Raw genomic sequence first — 21,521 nt, 5'->3', positions numbered from 1 at the left:
AATCAATGGTTACACTTGCAACCATCTCGACGTTCTCACGTCCGCCAGGGAGGTTCAAGACATGCTGGACAAGGCCATCGCACAGACGACGACCGCCACGGCTGCCGGCTACATGCCGGGCTTCGGCAATGACTTCGAGACCGAGGCGTTGCCAGGTGCGCTGCCGCAGGGCCAGAACAGCCCGCAGAAGTGCAATTACGGGCTCTATGCAGAGCAGCTGTCAGGCTCGCCGTTCACCGCCCCCCGCGGGACCAACGAACGGTCCTGGCTCTATCGTATCCGACCCAGTGTCCGGCACACCAAGCGCTTTTCGGCAGCGAGCTATCCGCATTGGAAGACAGCGCCTTGCCTTAACGATCATTCGCTGGCGCTCGGCCAATTGCGCTGGGGGCCGCTGCCGCAGCCCAAGGAGAAGCTCACCTTCATCCAGGGCATCCGCACCATGACGACGGCGGGCGATGCGATGACCCAGGTCGGCATGGCGGCGCATGTCTATGCCTTCAACGACGACATGGTCGACGACTATTTCTTCAACGCCGATGGCGAGCTCCTGATCGTGCCGGAAGTCGGATCGATCCGCATCTTCACCGAAATGGGCATCATCGACGTCGAGCCTTCGGAGATCTGCCTGGTCCCGCGCGGCATGATGTTCAAGGTGTCGCGCATCGGCGACGGCGAGCTGCGGCGCGGCTACATTTGCGAAAACTACGGCGCCAAGTTCACGCTGCCAGATCGTGGCCCGATCGGTGCCAATTGCCTTGCCAATCCGCGCGACTTCAAGACGCCAATGGCAGCCTATGAAGACAAGGAAACGCCATGCCGCGTGCTGATCAAGTGGTGCGGCAAGTTCCACGTCACCGAGATCGGCCATTCGCCGCTCGACGTCGTCGCCTGGCATGGCAACTACGCCCCGTTCAAATACGACCTCAGGACCTTCTCGCCGGTCGGCGCGATCCTGTTCGACCATCCCGACCCGTCGATCTTCACCGTGCTGACCGCGCCGACCGAAGAAGCGGGCACGGCCAATGTCGACTTCGTCATCTTCCCGCCGCGCTGGCTGGTGGCCGAGCACAGCTTCCGTCCGCCCTGGTACCACCGCAACATCATGAGCGAGTTCATGGGCCTGATCTACGGCCAGTATGACGCCAAGGAAGAGGGGTTCGTACCGGGCGGCATGAGCCTGCACAACATGATGCTGCCGCACGGGCCCGACGCCATGGGCTTCGAGAAGGCGTCGAACGGCGAGCTCAAGCCGGTCAAGCTCGACCACACGATGGCCTTCATGTTCGAGACGCGGTACCCCCAGCAGCTGACGAAATTCGCTGCCGAGCTGGAAACGCTGCAGGACAACTACATCGATTGCTGGGACGGGCTCGAGCGCAAGTTTGACGGTACGCCCGGTATCAAGTGAAGCATCAAGTGAGGACGTCATGAAACTTGCCACGCTGAAGGACTCCACCCGCGACGGTCGCCTGGTCGTGGTCTCCAGGGATTTGACCCGCTGCTCGGAGGTCGGTCACATCGCCCGCACGCTGCAGGCCGCGCTTGACGACTGGGCCCATGTCGGCCCGCGCCTCGCCACTGTTGCCGAGGGCATCGAAACGGGTTCACAGCCGACCATGCGCTTTCACGAGCACGATGCGACGTCGCCTTTGCCGCGCGCCTATCAATGGGCCGACGGTTCGGCCTATGTGAACCACGTCGAGCTGGTCAGGAAGGCGCGTGGCGCCGAGATGCCCGACAGCTTCTGGACCGACCCCTTGATGTATCAGGGCGGCTCGGACACCTTCCTAGGGCCGCGCGATCCGATCGTCATGGCCGACGAAGCCTGGGGCATCGACCTCGAGGGCGAGGTGGCGGTCATCGTCGACGACGTGCCGATGGGCGCTTCGGCTGAAGAGGCGCGCGATGCCATCCGGCTTGTCATGCTGGTCAACGACGTGTCGCTGCGCGGCCTGATCCCGGCCGAACTCGCCAAGGGCTTTGGCTTCTTCCAGTCCAAGCCGTCGACGGCGTTCTCGCCGGTCGCTGTTTCGCCCGATGAACTCGGCGACGCCTGGCGCGACGGCAAACTGCACCTGCCGCTGCTCGCCAGCATCAACGGCAAGCCGTTCGGCCGCGCCGATGCCGGGACAGACATGACCTTCGATTTCGGCCAGCTGGTGGCGCATGCCGCCAAGACCCGGCCTCTGGTTGCGGGAACCATCATCGGTTCGGGCACGGTGTCGAACAAGCTCGACGGCGGACCGGGCAAGCCGATCGGCGACGGTGGCGCGGGCTATTCCTGCATCGCGGAAATCCGCACTATCGAGACCATAGAGCAGGGCGTCGCCCAGACCCCGTTCCTGAAGTTCGGCGACCAGGTCCGCATCGAGATGCATGACAAGACAGGCCACTCGATCTTCGGCGCTATCGAGCAGACCGTGACGAAATACGAAAAGGCCTGAGCCCGATGAGCGAGACCGTCCTGTTCGACTACTGGCGCTCGTCTGCGAGCTACCGTGTTCGCATCGCGCTCAGCATGCTCGGCGAAGCCTATCGGCCGGTATCGGTCGACTTGCTGGGCAAAGCGCAGAAGGCGCCGGAGCATCTGGCGCGCAATCCGCAAGGGCTGGTGCCGGTGCTCGACATCGATGGCCACGTCTTCACCCAGTCGCTGGCGATCATCGAGTATCTCGACGAAACCCGCCACGCGGGGTTTCTGCCGTCCGATCCGCTAGGTCGCCAGCGGGTACGCCAGCTGTCCTATGCCATCGCCATGGAGATCCATGCCGTCTGCAACACCGGCGTGATCGCGGAGCTGATGCGGCTGATCCCTGACGGCGAGGCGGCGCGCGACGCCTGGATGCAGAAGTTCATCGGCGACGGCATGGCCGCTTTCGAACGGCTGCTCGACCACCCGGCTACGGGCGCCTTCTGCCATGGCGACAGCCCAACCATGGCCGACATCTGCCTGGTGCCGCAGGTCTACAATGCCCGGCGCTGGAACGTCGATATTTCGGGCCTGAAGCGGCTGCTGGAGATTTCCGCCCGCTGCGAAGGCCTCGGGGCCTTCGCCAAAGCGCATCCGGATCGCGCCAAAGGCTGAACGTCAGCGCATCCGCCAAGCCTGGGTGCGTTTGATCAGCACGCGTGACAGGAGCAGGTGGATCAGACGCGCTATGGCGTTGGTGTAGAAGATCATCATCGCCATCGCAGCCGCTGGCGCCACGTCGCCGGCGTCGTCCATGTTCAGCACCGCCACTGATGCCAGCGTCGTGTCCTTGGAATAGAGGAACACCACCGCCGATACCGTCGTCATGGCGTTGACGAAAATGTAGATCGAGATGTCGAGGATGGCCGGCAGGCAGACCGGCACGGTGACGCGGGCAAACAGCTTGTAGAATGGCTGCTTGAGCGAGGCCGCCACCGGCTCGAACTCCTGGTCGATCTGCTTCAGCGCCGTCAGCGCCGTCAGGTGCCCCACCGTGTAGAAGTGGGTGATGGTGCAGACAACCAGGATGGTCATAGTGCCGTAGATGGCGTGCAGCGGGTTTGCCGGGTCGTTGAAGAAGAAGATGTAGGCAAGGCCCAGAACCATGCCCGGCACTGCCATGGGTAGCATGGCGAGGAACTGGAATGCCGTGCGGCCGGTGCGGAAGCCGTCGGTCTTCTCGACCATATAGGCGCCGACGAAGATGATGACCGTGCCGATGACAGCCGTCAGTGCCGCCAGCCGGATCGAATTGTAGTAGGAACCCCAGCCGCCGCCGTCCATGCGGTCGAAGGCGAAATGCTTGAGGCCAAGGCTGAGATCGTAGGGCCAGAGCTTGACCAGTGCTGCGAACTGGCTGGTCGCCATGATGCCGAGGATGAAGACGGCGATCAGCGAACACCAGGCGAGGCAAAGCGTGTCGAAGCCGCGGTTTGGCTTGGGCTGGTAGGGCACCGAGCGTGCCGACAGCAGCGCCACCTGCTTCTTCGTCACCATGCGGTCGACGATGAATGCGGCGATGGCCGGCACGAGCAGGATCACCGAGACGACCGCGCCCATTTCGAAGTTCTGCTGGCCGATGACCTGCTTGTAGATGTCGACGGCAAGTACGTTGTACTGGCCGCCGATCACCTTGGGCAGGCCGAAATCGGTGATGACGAGCGTGAAGACGACGAAGGCCGCCGAGATCAGGCCGTAGCGCGCGCCGGGAATGGTGACGGTCCAGAAGGTCCGCCAGCGGCTCGCCCGGAGCGACTCGGCCGCTTCGTAGTGGCGCTGGTCGGAGATGGCGAGTGCGGTCGAAATGATGATCATCGCATGGGGGAAGGCGAAGAAGATCGAGCCGACGACGATGCCGAGCGGACCGTAGATCGAGGCCCCCATCAGCAGGTCCTTGAGCAGGCCCTGGTTGCCGAACAGGTAGATCAGGGCGATGCCGGGCAGCAGCGACGGCACCAGGATCGGCACCATGGCAACGAGCTTGAACACATCCTTGAAACGCATGCAGCTGCGGTTCAGCGCATAGGCGAAACCGAAAGCGAGCCCGACGGTAATGATCGTGCTGACGAGCGCGATGAAGACTGAGTTCTCGATCGAGCGGAACAGCGTCGGCGTCGAGAAGTAGGCGGTGTAGTTTTCGAGGCCGAGCGCCCGTGACGGCCGCAACATCACGCGGCGGAAGTCATTGGAGGTGAACTCTTGCCACTCGGTGCCGGACTGTGGGTTGAGGCCGACGAGATAGGTGGCGTCTGATGTTGTGCCGCGGATCTTGTATTTGACTGGGCTGCGAAAGCTGAAGTCGGGGAAGAAGCTCGTCGCCTGCAGTCGCCCGTCCGAGTTGGTAGCGAGTTTTGCTGGCGGCACCGCATCGAGCCTCTCGTTTAGCGCAGCTGCGGTGACGGGTTCGCCCCAGTTGCCGTCCTTGTCGCTGAGCTGGAACTCGAAGTTGGCGAGGTTGAAGCTGTAGGTCGAGAACGACTTGGACAGCATGATCGCCAAGGGTGCGGCCAGCGCAACCAGCAGGTAGAGCGCGATCACCAACATCAGGCCGCGCTTGATCAGCTCGTCGCGGTCGAGCCTGAGGCGGAGGCTGCGGCCGACGGGAAGGGCAGAGTCGATTGCCATTGCCATGTCAGGCGCCCCTGGGATAGATCAGCAGCCGCTCGGCTGGCAGTTCGACGGTCAGCGCCACGCCTTGCACCAGCGACAGGCGGCGCGCGGCATTGGTCGAAAAATCGGCAATCAATGTTTCGTTGCCGAGCGCGTGGCCGTGCAGCCGGGTGCGCCAGAAAGAACCCAGAAATTCCATCTCGCTGATGGTGACGTCGATGGCGTTGGCGGCCCCGTTGGCGAGCGAGCCGCTGGCGTGGGGGATGACGTCTTCCGGCCGGATCGCGGCGATGACCGGCGTACCGTCGTCGAAATCATGGGCAGCGCAGCTGAAGCTCGCCGCGCCGATGCCGACGGCGTTGTTCGACGCCCTGGCCTCGAACTTGTTGGCCTCGCCGATGAAGTCGGCGACGAAGAGAGTCGCCGGGTGGCGGTAAATCTCGGTCGGCGTGCCGATCTGTTCGATGACGCCGTGGTTCATCACCACGATGCGGTCGGCCATCGACAGCGCCTCCTCCTGGTCGTGGGTGACCATGATGGTGGTGACGCCGAGCTTGCGTTGAAGCTCCTTGATCTCGTGGCGCAGATGGGTGCGCACCTTGGCGTCGAGTGCCGACAGCGGCTCGTCAAGCAGCAGCAGGCCGGGCGAAATGGCAATGGCGCGGGCAAGAGCAATGCGTTGCTGCTGGCCGCCGGAAAGCTGGGCCGGGTACTTGTTGCCCTGCTCGGGCAGGCCTACGAGCTTGAGCAGTTCGGTGACGCGGGCTTCGATCTCGGCGCGCGGGCGCTTGGTGTTTTCGAGGCCGAAGGCGATGTTCCTGGCGATCGTCAGGTTGGGGAACAGCGCGTAGGACTGGAAGACGATGCCGTAGTCGCGCTGCGACGGTGGCAGGGTCGAGACGTCGCGCCCGCCCTGCCGGATCGAGCCGCGGGTCTGCAGGTCGAGGCCGGCAATCGCCCGTAGGAGTGTGGTCTTGCCGCAGCCCGAGGGGCCTAGGAAGCAGACGAACTCACCCTCGCTGATGTCGAGCGATATGTCCTTCAACGCATGGAAATCGCCGAAGGCTTTCCAGACGTTTGCGATCTTGAGATAGGCTGGCTTCACGTTCTGGCTGACGGCGGTCATGGCGCTCACTTCAGTCGGAATTCGCGGCTGCCCGGCGAGGGTTTCGTGTCTCATCGTAACCATCCGGCTTGGGGGCAAGGGTGCGGGCGCAGCACGAGGCGACGCCCGCATGTCGAGGCTGGCTGAAGGTCAGCTCTTCGGCTCGGACTTCGAGTCGTAGCGCTTGGTCCATTCCTCGAGGATGGTGTTGCGGTTGTTGGCCGCCCATTCGAAGTCGTTCTTGATCATCCTGGCTTCGATGTCGGCAGGCAGGTGCTGCACCGGCTTGGCGACGCCGGGCATGGCGACGACCGCATAGCCGACATTGTACATCTCGTTGGCCTTCTTCGAGACCGACCAGTCGAGCAGGGTCTTGGCAGCTTCTTCCTTGGACGTGCCGGCAACGATTGCCGAGGCTTCCATGTCCCAGCCGATACCTTCCTCGGGGATGATGATGTCGATGGGCGCACCTTCAGCCTTCGACTTGGCGGCGCGGAACTCGAAGGAGATGCCGATCACGGTTTCACCTGCAGCCGCCATCTTGCACGGCTTTGAGCCGGAATGTGTGTAGGCGGCAACGTTCTGGTGCAGGCCGTCCATATAGGTCCAGCCGTCCTTCTCGCCGAACAGCTGCAGCCAGCTCGATACATCGAGATAGCCGGTGCCTGATGACGCGGGGTTCGGCATCACCACATGGCCCTTGTATTCGGCCTTGGTGAGGTCCTTCCAGCTCTTCGGCGCGGTCAGGCCAAGCTTCTGGCCTTCGACGGTGTTGAAGCAGATCGAAGCCGCCCAAGCATCCATGCCGACCCAGCTTGGTGGGCTGTCGCTGTCGACGAAATTGGGCTTCAGCTGGTCGGCGCCCTTGGGCGCATAGGCTTCCAGCATGCCCTCGGACTTGAGTACCAGAAGCGAAGTGGCGGCGAGGCCCCAGACAACGTCGGCCTGCGGGTTGTCCTTCTCGGCGAGCAGCTTGGCGGTGATGACGCCGGTCGAGTCGCGGATGAAGTTCAGCTTGATGTCGGGATGGTCCTGGTTGAACGTCTCGGCATAACGCTTGAGGTCTTCCGCCTCGATGGCGGTGTAGACCGTAAGCTCGGTCTCCGCCCAGGCCGCCGATGACATCAGCATCGCCGCAAAGGCGGCAAGCGCGAAGGTTTTCTTCTGGTTCATTGAATTGGCTCCCATTTGAATCGCTTAGGCACGTTCTGATTGGGAGAGGTCTTGTCGGGTCGCGTTTTCAGCTGTGCCCGTTTTGCGCCTCGTCCATGGTCGATAGTGGGAACGGGCGTTCAATAAGTAAAATCTATTCTTTTTATGATCTGGTAGGCTGAGCTTATGCGATGCACAGGGTTGCGACAGGCATGTGACAAGGCTGCCGCGTGCGTGTGCATCGCTGCCATTTTTTGTGCCGAGAAGCGAAATTTGCCGAACTGTCAGCCCGAGAAGGCGAGCGCAACAACGCCGCCGGCAACGATGGCGGCCGAAACGATGCGGGCCTGCCAGGGTCGCTCGCCGAAAATGAACAGGCCGATCAGGGCCGCGATGATGACGCTCGATTCACGCACGGCCGAAACCGCGCCCAAGGGCGCGATGGTCTTGGCGTAGATGACGAGGCCATAGGCGGAGACCGCGCCCAGGCCGCCGACGAGACCTAGCATGATGGTCTTGCGGTCGATGGTGTGGGTCGTTCCGCGTCGCCGGAACAGCACGAATAGCGTGACCGGAAATTCCAGCAGGAACAGCCAGCCCATATAGCCGAACGGGCTGTCGGACAGGCGCACGCCGATACCGTCGATGACCGAATAGGACGCGATCAGCACGCCGTTGATGGCGGCGGCACCGACCGCCCGCGGATCGGCATGGGCCGCACCCCGCTGGAAGGCAAGGAAGGCGATGCCGAAGGTGATCGCGCCAAGCCCGACCCAGCCGAGCGGCGGCAGTGTTTCGCCGATCATCACATAAGCGCCGAAGGCGACAAGCGCCGGCGCCAGGCCCCGGGCAATAGGGTAGACCTGGCTCAAGTCGCCCAGGCGATAGGACTGGAACAGGAAGACGTAGTAGCCGTAGTGGATGACCGTCGACAGGAAGATGTAGATCCAGCTCGCTTGCGACGGCGGCGTGGCGAAGCACACCAGCACGAGCCCGAGCGCGGCATGCGTGGCGGACACCGCTGCCAGGACGACGGCGCGGTCCGTCGCCGCCTTGACGACCGCGTTCCAGCTCGCATGCAGCAAGGCTGCCACCAGCACGATGGTAAGGGCGAAACCGGACATCGGTCAGGCTTTCGAGGTGGGCAGGCGAAAAAGGGGAGAGGGCAGCGATCCAGTCAATCTCGCCCCGGCAGTTGGCAATGGCATTTCCCCTCCAAGCAAATGAGGGGGCACCAGGCCCCCTCATCGACACTCATCTGATTTGCCGGCTCAAGACAAGGCTCAGGCCCAGGGCAAAGAGAAGGTCTTGACGTTGGTGAAGCTTTTCATCGCTTCGATGACGCCTTCCTTGTAGCCGTTGCCCGAGTCCTTGATCCCGCCAAATGGCGACATCTCGATGCGGTATCCCGGGACTTCCCAGATATTCACCGTGCCGACCTGCAGGCCGGCGATGTATTTCTGCATGCGCCGGAAGTCGTTGGTGCAGACGCCTGGGCAGAGGCCGAAGGTGGTGCAGCGATCGGCTCGTCCCCCGAGTTCTTGGTCGCGCCGGCGACAGCCGAATCGGCCGCCCTGGCGACATCGTCAGCGGACAGTTCGTTGAGGCAGATCGGTGGGTAGTTGCCGCCGAGTTCCTGCACCTGGCACTTGTAGCCGGCAGTGCGGGTCGGCTGGCGGCATCGATCGGTTCATCAACAGTCCCCCCAAAGCGGCGGGCCAACCGTGCCCTACCGCAATTTGCGATCCTTGGCTTGCGCTGCCAGCAGCACGAACGACACCGCCAATATCGAAGCCAGGAAGATCGAGCCCGACAGGGCATAGATCGTCGGCGAGGCGCCTGAGTTCATCTTGCCAAACATTGCCAATGGCAGCGTGTTCTGCCGCCCCACCAGATAGAAGGCCCGGCCGAATTCATTCAGGGACAGCAGGAACGAGAAGATGAAGGCAGCCACCAGGCCTGGCTTGATCAGTGGCAATGTCACGTCGACCAGTTGGCGCCACCAAGAAGCGCCGAGATCGGATGCGGCAAGCAGGTAAGAACGCCTGACGGCTGCCATGCTGGTGAGGATGACGGTGAAGGCGAATGGCAGCGCCCACAACAGATGGCTCGCAGCCACCGTACCCCAGAACGGCTTCAGTCCGATGCGCCCGAAGATCACCGAAAGCGACAGGCCCTGGATGATCCCTGGAACGAACATCGGCAACAGCACGAACATGAACCAGCGCGAGCGCCATTTGCCGAGGTCCATATAGGCCAGAGCCGACAACAGCGCGAGACCGGTTGCCACCAGCGCGGTGATGGTCGCGACCAGGAGGGATTCCTGCAATGCGCTGATGAGGGTGCGTTCCTTGGCGAGCGCGAAATACCAGGTCAGGCTGATGTCGGACAGCGGCGGCAGAGCGGGCTGCAGCGCCGGATTGAACGACACCGCCACCAGGTAGAGCGGCGGCAGATAGATGATCACCAGCCCTACGGCTGTTATTAGCCAGATGGCGGCCTTAAGCGGGCGGCTTTCGAAACCGGCTACCATGTGAATCCCTCGAACAGGCTGGTCAGCTTGAACAGTCGGTTGCCGATGAAAATCAGTCCGAACAGGATGATCAGCACCAGGGTCGAGATTGCGAAGGCCAGCGGGAAGTTCACAACCCGCATGACGTCGTTGATCATCACCGAGATCATCGATGCGGCTGCGCCGCCGAGCATCTGCACTTCTGTGACCGAGCCTGCCGCCATGACGAAGACGAAGAGGAACCCGGCAAATATGCCGGCTTGGGTGAGCGGCAGCAGGACCGAGCGGAAGGTCCGCCAGAAGCCGGCGCCAAGATCCTGGCTGGCGGCCAACAGCGATGGCTCGACGCGTTGCATCGACAGGATCAGTGGAAAGATGACGAATGGCAGATACGAGGCGACGAGGCCGACATTGACGGCAAAATTGGAGAACAGGAGCCAGTCGAGCGGCTGGTCGACGATCCCGAGATCCATCAGCCAGCCATTGATAAGGCCGTTGCGGCCGAGTACGAGCCGCCAGGAAAAGGCGCGGATCATGTATGAGGTGAAGAACGGGATGGTGAACAGCGCCATGAGCAGCAGTGCCGTTCGCCTGCTTGCCAGAAAATGCACCGCCATCGCTGCGGGATAGCCAATGACGACGCTTATCGCGGCGGTCAGGAACGCCTTGCCCAGCGATCCAACGATGACGCTCCAGCGCCCGGCCTCGAGGATCGCTGCATAGCCGGCCAGGCTGAACTCCGGCCTGATCCAGTAGGTCGCGGGATCCCAGGTCCAGAAACTCCAGACGAGGATGACGATCAGAGGCACGAAGCCCAGCAGCAGCACGATGAGTGCGGTGGGGAGTGCGAGCAGAGGGCCGGGCGATTTCATCTGGTTTCCAGAAAAAATGCGGGGGAGCGCGAACCGCTCCCGCCGCTGTTGGTCGCAATCAGGCGTTACGCAGCTTCTGCCACCATTCTTCGTAGAGCTGGAAATTGTCCGGGCGCGTGTTCTGCCAGGCGACCTTGCCGCTGAACTTGGCCTTGACGTGCTCGGCCAGCGCTTTGACCTTTGCCGGGTCGAACTGGCTTGCATTTGCCTCGGCGTAGGCAACATTGCGATCGCTCGGCACGACGTAGCCGCGCTGTTCGCCAAGCGTGCAGCCATAGAAGCCGTCGAGCAGCCAATTGGCGAACTTGTGGGCGTCGTCGCCAAGGCCGCGGTCGACCGCGCCCTTGAGCAGAACAAGGTTGTTGCCCCAGCCTTCGTAGCCTTCGACTGGCGCGGCGTACTCGACCTGTAGACCGCGCTTGCGGCCCTCGTAGACGATGGGCTCCCACCCGGTCATGGCCAGCACCTCGCCATCGCCGACAAGCTGCACGCCTTGCTCCCATCCACTCCAGAAGGTGCGGAACTGGCCATCCTTCTTGTGCTTGATGAGGAACTCCATCACCAGGCCAAGCTCGTCCACGGTCAGGTTGCCCGGATTGCCGATCTTCTGGTTTTCCGTCTCTTTCAGGTACATGGCTGCAAAGACCGCGCTGTTGATCCAGGCGTCTTCCATTGCCACTTGGCCTTTCAGCTTCGGATCGAAGATGACGCCGTAGCTGTCGACCTTGCCCAGCTTGTCGGGGCGATAGATGATCGAGTCGGCGTTGATGACGGCCGGCAGGCCGTACTGCTTTCCGTCATGGTGCAGGTAGGGGATGTCTTTAGCCCACTGCCAGACGTTTTCGTAGTTGGGGATTTTCGACAGATCCCAGGGAACGATTGCGCCCTGCACAGCAAGTTCCTTCTCAGCGCCGCCCTGCAGGCCACCGATGTCGAAGAGGTCATTTGCGTTGCCGGCGACAAGTCGCGCAACGGCAGGGCCGGGGTCGTTGCCATTGTCGGTGAAGGCAACGTTCAGGCCCGCATCGTCGGCTGCCCGCGACCAGGCGTCGCCGACGTCAAGCGTGCCGGTCGCCCAGAATGCCAGATCGCCCGCGGCCAGTGCCGACATTGGCTGAAACATGGATCCGGCCGCCAATGCCGCACCTCCGGCCCCGAGCGTCTTGAGCAATTGACGTCGGCTGATGTTACTGGCCATCGCGCCGTTCAAGGAATTTATGTTGTTTGTCATCGCGTTACCCCTTCTTTTTATGAAAATCTTCTCAGGATGATCAGGTGTCACGATTCGCCGAGGATGCGGGCACGGGGACCAAGGCGTCTCCGGCGAATTCGAGCCGCACCGGATTGCCCGGTTCGGGCCAGGCCTCGGCGAACTCGACCGGGATCTCGGCGTCGAGCTTCTGGCCATCGCCAAGCTCCAGATAGAAGTCGAAGAACCGGCCGCGAAACTGGCGTCCGGCCACAGTCGCTGCAAGTGAGCTTCCGGGCGCTGCATGCACGTTCGCGAGCGAAATGCGGTCGGGACGAACCGCCAGGAGCCCCATTTCCCCGACGTCGCGAGCGCCTGGCAAAACCAGCCGCTCACCGGCTATGACGGCGACAGTGTCGTCGCCGCTCCGTTCGAGCCTTTCGGGCTTGAGGACGCGTTCCATGCCCACGAAGCGTGCGACGAAGTCATTGGCGGGAGTGGCAAAGAAGTCGGCCGGCCGTCCCACCTGCTCGAGCCTGCCCTTATGCATGATGGCCATGCGGTCGCTGAGGCTCAGCGCTTCGTCCTGATTGTGGGTGACCAGCACGAAGGTCGAACCGGTCCGCCGGTGCAGCCTGCCGAATTCGTCGCGCATCTGCTGGCGCAGTCTTTCGTCGAGTCCGGTCAAGGGCTCGTCGAGAAGCAGGATGCCCGGCTCCATGACGAGCGCGCGTGCCAGAGCGACCCGCTGCCGTTGCCCGCCAGAGAGCAGATTGACGTTGCGCTCGGCAAATCCTGCCAGATCGACCAGGGCAAGCGTGCTGTCCACGCGCTTCTTGCGTTCAGAGGCAGCGACACCTTTCACCTTCAGACCGTAGGCGACGTTGTCGCCAACGGTCATGTGGGGAAACAAAGCGAGGTCTTGGAAGACGGTGTTTGAGGGACGGTGGTTGGCCGGCAGGTTGGTGACGTCCTCCCCATCAAACAGGACACGGCCCGTGGTGGGGCGATCAAAGCCCCCGATCAGCTTGAGCAGCGTGCTTTTTCCCGAACCTGACGAGCCGAGCAATGTGAAGAATTCGCCGGCCTCGATCTTGAGACCGACGCGCTCCAGGGCTTTGACCGTGCCAAAGGTCCTGGTTACGTTGTCAATTCCAATCGAGATGGCCATGGGCTAGCGGACCTCTTCGGTGATTACCATGATGCCCCGGTCGGTGACCTCCAGGACTTGCCCTGCATGCACGAGCGTTGTCGTGGTGGGCTCCTCGACAAGCAGCGGGCCACTCAGGCGCTCACCGCAGGGCAGGCCGTTACGATCATAGACTGCGCAGAATTTCCAGCCGCCATCTTTGCCGAAATAGACTTTGCGTTCGCCCTTTCGTGCCTTGGCGACAGTGCGGCCGTCATTGTCGATCAGGGGGCAATCGATGACGTTGCCGGCGATCTCGGCCTGAAGATGCAGGTTCGTCACCTCGATGCGTGCATCGGGCAGGCGGAACGAATAGGCGGTCTCGTGAGCACTGTGGAAAGCCTCGGCGAAATCGACGAGTTGCATCGACGGTGTGAACCGGGTCGATACGCTGTGCTCCTGTCCGTGATAGCGCATTTCGACCGTGTAGCTGAAGGTGACGCCGTCCGTGTTGTCGCGGTCGAAATAGGACAGCGCCTCGCCTTCCATGTCGGTGAAGAGCTTGGCCAGTTCGCCGAGCGACGAGGCGACGAGCGGCGAAAACCATGTCTTGCGAATGTCCGCGCGTGGATGCGCGGCCAGCATGCCCCAGGCCGAGAAGATGCCCGAATGCGGTGGGATGATGATCGACTTGGCGTTGAGTTCGCGACCAAGGCGAGCGCCCAACATCGGCCCGGCGCCGCCGCTGACGACCAGAGCAAGATCGCGTGGGTCGTGACCGCGCTGGACGGTAACCAGCTTCAGCGCGTTGATCATGTTGGACTCGGCAACGTCAATGATGGCCTGGGCGACGTCGTCCACCGATAGGCCGAGTGGTCCGGCCAGCCCGGCGATTGCCTGCTGTGCGAGTTCGACGTCGAGGGTCATGGCGCCTTCGGCGAATGCGGCAGGGTCGAGTAGCCCGATGGCCACCTTGGCATCAGTGACAGTCGGCTCGGTTCCGCCTAATCCGTAGCAGGCAGGTCCGGGCGCAGAGCCGGCACTTTTCGGGCCAACCCGCAGGCCGCCGGCAGCGTCGATCCAGGCGATCGAGCCTCCGCCCGAGCCTATCTCGACGATGTCGACCACCGGCACCTGGACCGGGTAGCCGGGGAAGGTGCGGGCCCATTCGAGCTTGTATTCAGCATCGAGATTGGGCTTGCCGTCACGGATGAGCGTGCATTTTGCCGTGGTGCCGCCAACGTCGAGATAGAGCACATCCCTTTCGCCGAGGATCGCACCAATCCTTGCTGCGCCGGCTGCGCCGCCCGAAGGGCCTGATTCGACGAGGGACAGCGGACTGGCGACGGCTTGCGAAAACGTTGCGACCCCGCCATTCGACAGCATGGCATAATAGGCCGAATACACGCCCTTGGCGGCAAGTGCCTTTTCGAGGCTGGCGAAGTAGCGCTGGATGATCGGCTGCACATAAGCGTTCAGGGCAACCGTGTTGGTGCGTTCATACTCGCGCCATTGCCGCGAGATCTCGTAGCTGGCGCAGACGGTGACATCAGGCAGCAGGTCGCGCAAAAGCTCGGCGCAGCGCTTCTCATGATCAGGATGGGCGTAGCTGTGCAGGAAGATGACCGCTACGGCCTCAACTCCCTCGTCAAGGAACAGGCGCGCAGCCTCGCGCACGTCGTCTTCATTGAGCGGTTCGATGACCCGTCCGTCCGCGCCAACCCGTTCGCGGACCTCGGTCCGCAGCTTCCTGGGGATGAACGGTTCGGGGCTGTGGAACTGCAGATTGTAGAGGTCCGGGCGGTTGCCTCGGCCGATCTCGAGCACGTCGCGGAACCCGGCTGTGGTGACGAGGGCGGTCCTGACTCCCTTGCGTTCGGTGATCGCGTTGATCACCGTCGTTCCGCCATGGGCGAAGAACCGGACCTTGTCTGTGTCCAGGCCGCTGGCACGCTCTGCGCGGTCGATCACGTCGAGCACGCCGATCGACTGGTCCTGCGGAGTGGTCAGGCTCTTTGAGGTGAAGACCTTGCCCGTCTTCTCGTCATATCCGACGAGATCGGTGAAGGTGCCGCCGACATCGGTTGCAAGTCTGATCATTTCGTCGCCGTGCCCCGGTGATTGTATTCCGATGCCGCACGCTCTGCGCTGATGTAGCCTGAGCGGATGTCCTCGGCGATCGCGTCCCTGCTTCTCATGGCTGGATCGCCCCAGCCGCCGCCACCGCCGGTAGCGATGCGCAGCAGGTCGCCCTTGACGACGCGGCGGTGGGACAGGCGGCCATAGGTGACGGTGTTCGCTGTCTCCTGGTCGACGACATCGAGCCGGTTGAGACTGCCGGACCCGCCGCCGTCCATGCCCCAGGGCGGCGTCCGCGAGCGGCCGAAGCCGCTGTGGATGTCTGCCTCTCCGGACAGAATCTCGTATTCACGCACGACCCCGAAGCCACCGCGCCACTGGCCTGCGCCGGCCCCGCCTTCGACATTGAGCGCGTAGCGCCGGACGTGGAGCGGAAACTTGGCTTCGATCAACTCCACCGAGTAGTTGTAGGTATCGCCGTCGGTCAGGGCGATAACCGCGCTTGCGCCGTCGCGACCGGGCGAGCCGCCCCAACCGCCATGCTGTGGCTCGATGTGGATGAACTCCTCCCCGTCGGCGGTCCGGCCATTGATGTAGGTGACGCAGAGGCTGGAGTAGGAGCCGGCGGAAAAACGTTCAGGCATCAACGGTGCGAGCGCCTTCCAAACGAGTTCGGAGGCATGGACGGACCCTTCGTAGTACCAGCCTGTCGGCGAGGGTTTCTGCGCCGTGAACACCGTTCCATCGGGAGCGATCACCGAGAGTGGCCGGAACCATCCTTCGTTGGACGGCTCCTGCGGTGCCACCAGCGCCTTGAAGATGGTCTTCACGGCCGAGCTGAGTGCCCCACGCGCGCAGTTGATCGGCCCTGCCGCTGCAGGCGGGCAACCGGTGAAGTCCACTTCCATGCGGCCGCCCGCGATCCGGATGGCGACTTTCACTTCGATGGGATCGGTGGAAATGCCATCGCCGTCGATGATGTCAGTCGCCTCGTAGGTGCCATCCGGCAGTGCCGCAATGACGTCTTGGCTGCGCCTCTCGCTGACGTCGAGGAGGTGGTCGAATGCGTCCTGAACGGTAGCCGCACCATATTTCTCGACCATCTCCAGGATCCGGCGCTCGGCAATGCGCACCGTGGCAAGTTGCGCATTGAGGTCGCCCAGCGCGACATCCGGCAGACGGACATTCTCGCTGATGATGCGGACCATGTCGGGCAACAGCTTGTCGTCGCGCGCAATACGCACGCAAGGTAGGCGAAGGCCTTCCTGGAACACCGAACTGGCGTCCGGAGGCAGGCTGCCAGGCACCGCCCCGCCGACGTCCAGCCAGTGAGCGACATTGATGGCAAATGCGATGATGCGGCCTTCGGCAAAGATAGGGCGCATGATGGCCAGATCGCAGGAATGCGTGCCTCCGGCATAGGGATCGTTTGTGACCAGCACGTCGCCCGGCGCCATGTCGTCGGCGAACCTCTCGACCAGGCTGCGGACCTGAGTGGCGAATGTGCCAGTGAACAGTGTGATGCCATTGGTCTGGGCAATCAGGTCGCAGTCGCGGGTGCAGATGCCGCAGGCAAAATCCAGAACCTCGTAGATGACGGGGCTCATGCTGGTCCGCGCCATCACGATGCCCATCTCGTCGACCATCGACAATAGCTTGCCCTGGATGATCTCCTGCGTAACGGGATCGACGGCTCGCACTTGCTGCTCCATTCCGCACCTTTATGACTGCAGCGCCTATCTGCTGCCCATGCGGAAAGGTTGCATCATGGAAGAAGCTTGCCTACCCGACCAATCGGGTGGGCTGCCTGGTTAAGGCCCTACCCAAAATGACGGTTAGGCTAATAGTCCTAGCTCTCGCGCGACAGAGATGGCCGAGGTGCGCGAATGGACGTTAAGCTTCGAGAAGACATTTCGGACGTGAAACTTCACAGTGTTTTCGCTGACGTCCATGTGCCGGGCTATCTCCTTGTTGGAGAAGCCGCCGCATATCAATGACACGATCTTCAGTTCTTGCTGGGTCAGACTATGCGGTGCGCTTGCGGAATCGGGCGCTGTTTCTGAAGTGCCTTGTCCCGGAGCGGACGCATCTGCCGGTGCAAATATCTGGCCGACGCGCCGGGCGATCAGGCTGTCAGGGCCGGCCTCCTGCGCGCGGCGGCGCAGCAAGGCGAGCATTTCGGGACCCTCTTCAAAAAAGGCCGCGCGGTACGTTGCGCTGGGCAGCGTCAGCAGGATTTCGTCAAGCACGGAAGCTGTTCGCTCTGCCTTGCCGGCCTTCATGCCGGCAAGCACCGCCAGCAGGCGCATCCGGAGCATGCGAGGCACGCTGAAAGGACGCTCCTGCGCCACCTCCAGGCGTTGCAGCATGTCGAGCGCGCGTTCTGGCTGTCCTTCCTCTATCCAGACGCGAACCCACAGCGTTGCCGGTACCTCGCCGCGCAGCCGGAATGAAAGCCGGTTGCGCTCGACGTCGAACGCCGATTCAGGGCCGAGATCGAAACGGTCGGCAAAACGCTTGGCGCCCTGAATGTCGCCAAAATGGATGATCGCACGCATTTGCTCGCGAGCGATCAGCCTTTGCAGGCGAGGAAAACCACGGCGTTGTGCGGTACGTCTTGCCTGTTCGAGCACGGCGTCGACGCCGTCGAAATCGTTGCGGACCGTCCGTGCACGAATGCGGGACAGATAGGCTGCCGCCAGGAGGTCGAACCAGCAGTCGTTCTTTTCCAGATGCGGCAGCGACCATTCCAGGATGCGTTCGGCGCCTTCATGCAGGCCACGCTCCGACAGGGTCTCGGCCAGCAGGACCTGGGCGATCGCGTCGAGGTCGCAACCCTTGCCGATGGCGCTTTGCGCGTCACTGGCCAGGCGCTCGTAGGCCGCACTCGCCCCTTCCATGTCGCCGCGAAAGAACTGTGCCTGCCCCACATGGGCGTGGAGGTGCATCGCTCCGAAAAGCGCTCCCGCCTGGGTAAAGGACTGGATCGCCAGGTTGCCGTGGCGCTCGGCGCGCTCGAATTCGCTGCGTTCCAGGTATTGGAAGCACAGCAGGTTGTAGGTCAGCGCGCGTTGTACCGGTTCCGCCAGTTCAAGCAGCGTCAGGTCGCGCTCGAGTAGCGACAGGTCGAGGGCTTCGATGCGGTCGTCCCGGTACAGCGCCATGAGTGCGCCGATCAGGCGAACTTCGTTGACCAGAACATTGTCGGAGCGGTCGATTTTCCGATTGACGAGCTCGAAATAATGAGTTGCCAGCGTCAGGTTGCCACCTTTGGCAGCCGCGACGGCCAATCCGAGAAAGCTTCGTGGGAACTTGGCGGCTTCCGGTTCCGGCAAAACCGCTGCCAGTGCATGAAACTGCTGGAGCAGCCCGCGGGCGCCGGCATAGACCTGCCGCCACCCCCCGGCATTTTCGGAAAGTTCCCCAGCAAGGCGGAAGTCTTCCGCATGCAAGGCGTGGCGAATGGCATTGGCCCAGTCACGGCGAGCCGCATACCAGTGCGCGGCGGTCCGCCTGATCTGATTGATGTCGAGCCCGCGCAAGTGTGCTTCATGCATCAGGTATTCCTGGAATACCTGATGCAGCTTGAACTGCTTGTGTCCATCGTCCAACGCCTCGATTGGCAGGCCGCCGCCGGCAATGTCGGACGTCAGCTCGGCGGCGGCCGTTGGACTGACAATCGCACTCGCCAATTCGGCACTGAAATAGGGCAGGGCCGCAACGCCGATCAGCGCCGATTGCATGGGGACCGAGAGCGACGAAAACACCTGTTCGGACAGATAGCGCGCCATGTCGAGCTGGGTACCGCTGAATTCCAGCAGGTCTCTGTCGGTCACAGCCCCGTCGCGCAGCAGAACGCGAGCCAGCTGCAGTGCCACGGCCCAGCCCTCTGTCTTGCGGACCAGTGCCTCGATCTGCGCTTTGTCGAGCTTAACCCCGGCCATGGCCAGCAAGTTCTGGGCTTCTCCGGCCGAGAAGCGCAGATCGGCGGCCTTCAGATAGGTGAGTTGGCCATTCAGCTGCATAGCCGAAATCGCCAACCTCGGCTCCGATCTCGAGATGATCAGCAGCCTGAGGTTTCGCGCCTGCGGCGAAAACAGGAGCCGCGCCAGCGTGGCGTCGTTTTCCTCGCTCTGGGCGAAATGATAGTCGTCGAGGAACAGGTAGAGCGGACGGCGCAGCCGTTGCAGCTGGGTCAGGATGACCCCCAGAACATGCTGCTGCGACAGGCTGGAGTAATCCTGAGCGGCCGCTGGGAGAATGTGGGCCGAAGTGAGAACTCCGAGCAGTCCGAGCAGGAAATGGGTGCCGTCGCGATCGTCGCCATCGAGCGCTGCCCAGGCCGCCTGATGGCCTCGTTTGCGCAGATCCTTGTAACGCTGGTTCATCAAGGAGGACTTGCCGAAACCGGCCGGCGCAACGACCAGTGTAAGGCGCCGGTCGCCGGCGTCATCGAGAAGCCGCAGCGCGCGGACGCGCCTGACCTGCGCCATGCGCGCATCGGCACCACCTTCAGAGATGTGTTCGGGCGACAACGCCACCATTCCTGCCAGGATCCAGCATCAATCAACGTTGCCGTTATGATGCGTGGCGGCAAAATTGTACACCTTATGGCGTCAAGGCCTTGAATGCTGATTGGCGTTGGCGCGTCAACAGTCAAAGCTCATTGAGGCGCTGACATCGCCGCAAGAAGCCTTCGTCAGCCCGCGCTCGCGACAGATTGGAACTGGCGAAGACGTTCCAACCCAGCGAAAAGACGATCAACAACCTGATGACGATATCGATGCAGCCGCTGAAATCTGCAGTCGCGCCGGACGGTGTCGGCTGCCGGGCGGCAATCAGTCGGGGCATCTTGTCAGATCTTCGTAGACCGAAGAAGCGGCGAACATCCATCCTTGTATGCGGCCGCCGGTGGCTGTATCGGCGGCCGCATTCCAAACTACCACGGCAAAGAGAAGGTCTTGACGTTGGTGAAGCTTTTCATCGCTTCGATGACGCCTTCCTTGTAGCCGTTGCCGGAGTCCTTGATCCCGCCAAAAGGCGACATCTCGATGCGGTATCCCGGGACTTCCCAGATATTCACCGTGCCGACCTGCAGGCCGGCGATGTATTTCTGCATGCGCCGGAAGTCGTTGGTGCAGACGCCTGACGACAGGCCGAAGGCGGTCGAGTTGGACAGCGCGATCAGCTCGTCGTCATTGTCGGGCGCGCGCACGATCGGGATGATTGGACCGAAGGTCTCTTCCATCACCAGCTCAGAGGTATGCGGCACGCGGTCGACGACGATCGGCGGCAACAGCGCGCCCTTTCGGCCCGGATCGTAGAGCACTTCCGCACCCTGTTCGGCGGCCATGTAGACGCGCTTTTCAAAGAGCGCGGCAGCCTTCTCATGCACCACGGTGCCGAGATCGGTCGACCGGTCCATCGGGTCGCCGAACCTGATCTTCTTGGCCCGCTCCAGCACCATCGGCACGAAACGGTCGGCGACACTTTCCTGGCAGAGGATGCGCTTGACCGCGGTGCAGCGCTGGCCCGAGTTCTTGGTAGCACCGGCCACCGCGAGATCGGCTGCCTTGGCAAGATCGTCGTCGGAGAGGTCGTTGAGGATGATCAGCGGATCGTTGCCGCCGAGCTCCAGCACCTGCCGCTTGTAGCCGGCAGTGCGGGCAATCAGCTTGCCCACAGGCACGCCGCCGGTGAAGGTGATCAGCTCGATATTCTCGTTGGTGATCATCTCGGCGCCGATGTCGGTCGGCATGCCCGTCACGACAGACAGCATCTCCGGCGGCAGGCCGGCTTCATAGAGAATGTCGGCGAGGATCAGCGCCGTCATCGGCGTCAATTCCGTCGGCTTGACCACGACGCAGTTGTTGGTGGCGATCGCCGGCGCAACCTTGTGCGACACCATGTTGAGCGGGTGATTGAACGGCGTGATCGCCGAGATCGCCTTCAGCGGCTCACGCGTGGTGAAGATTTTCCGCGCTTTTCCATGAGGAGTGAGATCGCAGGAGAAGATCTGGCCGTCGTCCTGGATGCACATCTGCGCCGACAGCGTGAACACGTCGTAGGCGCGGCCGACCTCGTACAAGGAGTCGGCCTTGGAGATGCCGAGTTCCAGCGTGATGATGTCGGAGATCTCTTCCTTGCGCGCGGCAAGGGCTTCTGCCGTGCGGAACAGGATCTGCTGACGCTCGTAGCGCGTCAGCTTCGGCTTGTAGTTGGCCGCGATCTCGAAGGCCTGGCGGGCGTGCTCGGCACGCCCGGCCGGCACCGTGCCGATCACCGCATCGGTGTAGGGGTAGTGGACGTTGACGACGCCATCGGCATCGACCTTGCGTCCGGCGATGCGCATAGGTTCGTGGCGCACCTTGAACGTCGTTTCAGCCTTGACCATGGCAGG

17 protein-coding genes and 1 pseudogene are annotated in these 21,521 nt (G+C 62.6%); 4 read left to right on the top strand and 14 right to left on the bottom strand.

The genetic code is table 11. From position 1 onward, the window contains the following. Positions 1 to 61: 61 nt before the first annotated feature. Genes hmgA through maiA form a run of 3 tightly spaced genes read left to right on the top strand, consistent with a single transcriptional unit; the run spans position 62 to position 3,088 of the window. The gene (gene hmgA / locus DY201_RS27500; protein WP_115734500.1) at positions 62 to 1,411 is read left to right on the top strand and encodes a homogentisate 1,2-dioxygenase; all 1,350 of its coding nucleotides are present in this window, start codon (positions 62 to 64) and stop codon (positions 1,409 to 1,411) included. Positions 1,412 to 1,430: 19 nt separating this feature from the next. Further along, the gene (locus DY201_RS27495; protein ID WP_115734499.1) at positions 1,431 to 2,447 is read left to right on the top strand and encodes a fumarylacetoacetate hydrolase family protein; all 1,017 of its coding nucleotides are present in this window, start codon (positions 1,431 to 1,433) and stop codon (positions 2,445 to 2,447) included. 5 nt (positions 2,448 to 2,452) lie between these two features. Further along, positions 2,453 to 3,088 carry a maleylacetoacetate isomerase gene (maiA, locus tag DY201_RS27490; RefSeq protein ID WP_115734498.1) on the top strand — a complete coding sequence of 212 codons (636 nt, stop codon included), beginning with the start codon at positions 2,453 to 2,455 and terminating at the stop codon, positions 3,086 to 3,088. Positions 3,089 to 3,091: 3 nt separating this feature from the next. Here the strand turns inward: maiA and DY201_RS27485 are convergent, their stop codons facing one another. The 12 genes and pseudogenes from DY201_RS27485 to DY201_RS27430 all read right to left on the bottom strand — a co-directional run bounded on the left by DY201_RS27485 (position 3,092) and on the right by DY201_RS27430 (position 19,161). Next, positions 3,092 to 5,104, bottom strand: coding sequence for a putative 2-aminoethylphosphonate ABC transporter permease subunit (locus DY201_RS27485; protein WP_115734497.1), 2,013 nt, complete (start codon positions 5,102 to 5,104; stop codon positions 3,092 to 3,094). A 1-nt stretch (position 5,105) separates the two neighbouring features. After that, positions 5,106 to 6,263 carry a putative 2-aminoethylphosphonate ABC transporter ATP-binding protein gene (locus DY201_RS27480; RefSeq protein ID WP_165916029.1) on the bottom strand — a complete coding sequence of 386 codons (1,158 nt, stop codon included), beginning with the start codon at positions 6,261 to 6,263 and terminating at the stop codon, positions 5,106 to 5,108. A 75-nt stretch (positions 6,264 to 6,338) separates the two neighbouring features. Next, on the bottom strand, positions 6,339 to 7,361 hold the full coding sequence (locus tag DY201_RS27475) for a putative 2-aminoethylphosphonate ABC transporter substrate-binding protein (RefSeq protein ID WP_115734495.1): 1,023 nt from the start codon (positions 7,359 to 7,361) through the stop codon (positions 6,339 to 6,341). Positions 7,362 to 7,624: 263 nt separating this feature from the next. Next, positions 7,625 to 8,464 carry a DMT family transporter gene (locus DY201_RS27470; RefSeq protein ID WP_115734494.1) on the bottom strand — a complete coding sequence of 280 codons (840 nt, stop codon included), beginning with the start codon at positions 8,462 to 8,464 and terminating at the stop codon, positions 7,625 to 7,627. Positions 8,465 to 8,623: 159 nt separating this feature from the next. Further along, positions 8,624 to 9,000 (bottom strand): annotated as a pseudogene (locus DY201_RS27465) (aldehyde dehydrogenase family protein); the annotation flags it as partial. Positions 9,001 to 9,069: 69 nt separating this feature from the next. Then, the gene (locus DY201_RS27460) at positions 9,070 to 9,873 is read right to left on the bottom strand and encodes an ABC transporter permease (RefSeq protein ID WP_115734493.1); all 804 of its coding nucleotides are present in this window, start codon (positions 9,871 to 9,873) and stop codon (positions 9,070 to 9,072) included. After that, positions 9,867 to 10,724: an ABC transporter permease gene (locus DY201_RS27455; RefSeq protein ID WP_115734492.1), complete on the bottom strand. Its 858-nt coding sequence runs from the start codon at positions 10,722 to 10,724 to the stop codon at positions 9,867 to 9,869. Before DY201_RS27455 ends, DY201_RS27460 begins: the two co-directional genes overlap by 7 nt. 58 nt (positions 10,725 to 10,782) lie before the next feature. Further along, positions 10,783 to 11,922 carry an ABC transporter substrate-binding protein gene (locus tag DY201_RS27450; RefSeq protein ID WP_425358772.1) on the bottom strand — a complete coding sequence of 380 codons (1,140 nt, stop codon included), beginning with the start codon at positions 11,920 to 11,922 and terminating at the stop codon, positions 10,783 to 10,785. Positions 11,923 to 11,995: 73 nt separating this feature from the next. Next, on the bottom strand, positions 11,996 to 13,084 hold the full coding sequence (locus DY201_RS27445; RefSeq protein WP_115734490.1) for an ABC transporter ATP-binding protein: 1,089 nt from the start codon (positions 13,082 to 13,084) through the stop codon (positions 11,996 to 11,998). Between the two features lie 3 nt (positions 13,085 to 13,087). Continuing rightward, positions 13,088 to 15,142: a hydantoinase/oxoprolinase family protein gene (locus DY201_RS27440; protein ID WP_115734489.1), complete on the bottom strand. Its 2,055-nt coding sequence runs from the start codon at positions 15,140 to 15,142 to the stop codon at positions 13,088 to 13,090. Beyond that, the gene (locus DY201_RS27435; protein ID WP_342635231.1) at positions 15,139 to 16,821 is read right to left on the bottom strand and encodes a hydantoinase B/oxoprolinase family protein; all 1,683 of its coding nucleotides are present in this window, start codon (positions 16,819 to 16,821) and stop codon (positions 15,139 to 15,141) included. Before DY201_RS27435 ends, DY201_RS27440 begins: the two co-directional genes overlap by 4 nt. Before the next feature lie 135 nt (positions 16,822 to 16,956). Beyond that, positions 16,957 to 19,161 (bottom strand): LuxR C-terminal-related transcriptional regulator, encoded by a 2,205-nt coding sequence (locus tag DY201_RS27430; RefSeq protein ID WP_165916030.1) that lies wholly within the window; start codon positions 19,159 to 19,161, stop codon positions 16,957 to 16,959. On the opposite strand from DY201_RS27430, the gene DY201_RS29310 reads away from it, so the two are divergent. Then, on the top strand, positions 19,129 to 19,749 hold the full coding sequence (locus tag DY201_RS29310; RefSeq protein WP_165916031.1) for a hypothetical protein: 621 nt from the start codon (positions 19,129 to 19,131) through the stop codon (positions 19,747 to 19,749). The two genes, DY201_RS27430 and DY201_RS29310, sit on opposite strands and share 33 nt — an antisense overlap. A 28-nt stretch (positions 19,750 to 19,777) precedes the next feature. On the opposite strand, the gene DY201_RS27425 is transcribed toward DY201_RS29310, so the two are convergent. Then, entirely contained in the window at positions 19,778 to 20,014 is a 237-nt protein-coding gene (locus DY201_RS27425; RefSeq protein ID WP_131922426.1) for a hypothetical protein, read from the bottom strand. Positions 20,015 to 20,060: 46 nt separating this feature from the next. Beyond that, positions 20,061 to 21,515, bottom strand: a complete 1,455-nt coding sequence (gene phnY / locus DY201_RS27420; RefSeq protein WP_115734485.1) for a phosphonoacetaldehyde dehydrogenase — start codon at positions 21,513 to 21,515, stop codon at positions 20,061 to 20,063. Between the last annotated feature and the right edge of the window lie 6 nt (positions 21,516 to 21,521).

Source organism: Aminobacter aminovorans, assembly GCF_900445235.1.
Classification (GTDB): domain Bacteria; phylum Pseudomonadota; class Alphaproteobacteria; order Rhizobiales; family Rhizobiaceae; genus Aminobacter; species Aminobacter aminovorans.
Note: the sequence above shows the minus strand (reverse complement) of the source record. Positions and strands in the feature narration are given on the sequence as shown.

Excerpts from the sequence above, each read along its gene's own strand:
- hmgA (WP_115734500.1), top strand. The coding sequence starts at position 62 with ATGCTGGACAAGGCCATCGCACAGACGACGACCGCCACGGCTGCCGGC.
- DY201_RS27495 (WP_115734499.1), top strand. The coding sequence starts at position 1,431 with ATGAAACTTGCCACGCTGAAGGACTCCACCCGCGACGGTCGCCTGGTC.
- maiA (WP_115734498.1), top strand. The coding sequence starts at position 2,453 with ATGAGCGAGACCGTCCTGTTCGACTACTGGCGCTCGTCTGCGAGCTAC.
- DY201_RS27485 (WP_115734497.1), bottom strand. The coding sequence starts at position 5,104 with ATGGCAATGGCAATCGACTCTGCCCTTCCCGTCGGCCGCAGCCTCCGC.
- DY201_RS27480 (WP_165916029.1), bottom strand. The coding sequence starts at position 6,263 with ATGAGACACGAAACCCTCGCCGGGCAGCCGCGAATTCCGACTGAAGTG.
- DY201_RS27475 (WP_115734495.1), bottom strand. The coding sequence starts at position 7,361 with ATGAACCAGAAGAAAACCTTCGCGCTTGCCGCCTTTGCGGCGATGCTG.
- DY201_RS27470 (WP_115734494.1), bottom strand. The coding sequence starts at position 8,464 with ATGTCCGGTTTCGCCCTTACCATCGTGCTGGTGGCAGCCTTGCTGCAT.
- DY201_RS27460 (WP_115734493.1), bottom strand. The coding sequence starts at position 9,873 with ATGGTAGCCGGTTTCGAAAGCCGCCCGCTTAAGGCCGCCATCTGGCTA.
- DY201_RS27455 (WP_115734492.1), bottom strand. The coding sequence starts at position 10,724 with ATGAAATCGCCCGGCCCTCTGCTCGCACTCCCCACCGCACTCATCGTG.
- DY201_RS27450 (WP_425358772.1), bottom strand. The coding sequence starts at position 11,922 with ATGGCCAGTAACATCAGCCGACGTCAATTGCTCAAGACGCTCGGGGCC.
- DY201_RS27445 (WP_115734490.1), bottom strand. The coding sequence starts at position 13,084 with ATGGCCATCTCGATTGGAATTGACAACGTAACCAGGACCTTTGGCACG.
- DY201_RS27440 (WP_115734489.1), bottom strand. The coding sequence starts at position 15,142 with ATGATCAGACTTGCAACCGATGTCGGCGGCACCTTCACCGATCTCGTC.
- DY201_RS27425 (WP_131922426.1), bottom strand. The coding sequence starts at position 20,014 with ATGGATGTTCGCCGCTTCTTCGGTCTACGAAGATCTGACAAGATGCCC.
- phnY (WP_115734485.1), bottom strand. The coding sequence starts at position 21,515 with ATGGTCAAGGCTGAAACGACGTTCAAGGTGCGCCACGAACCTATGCGC.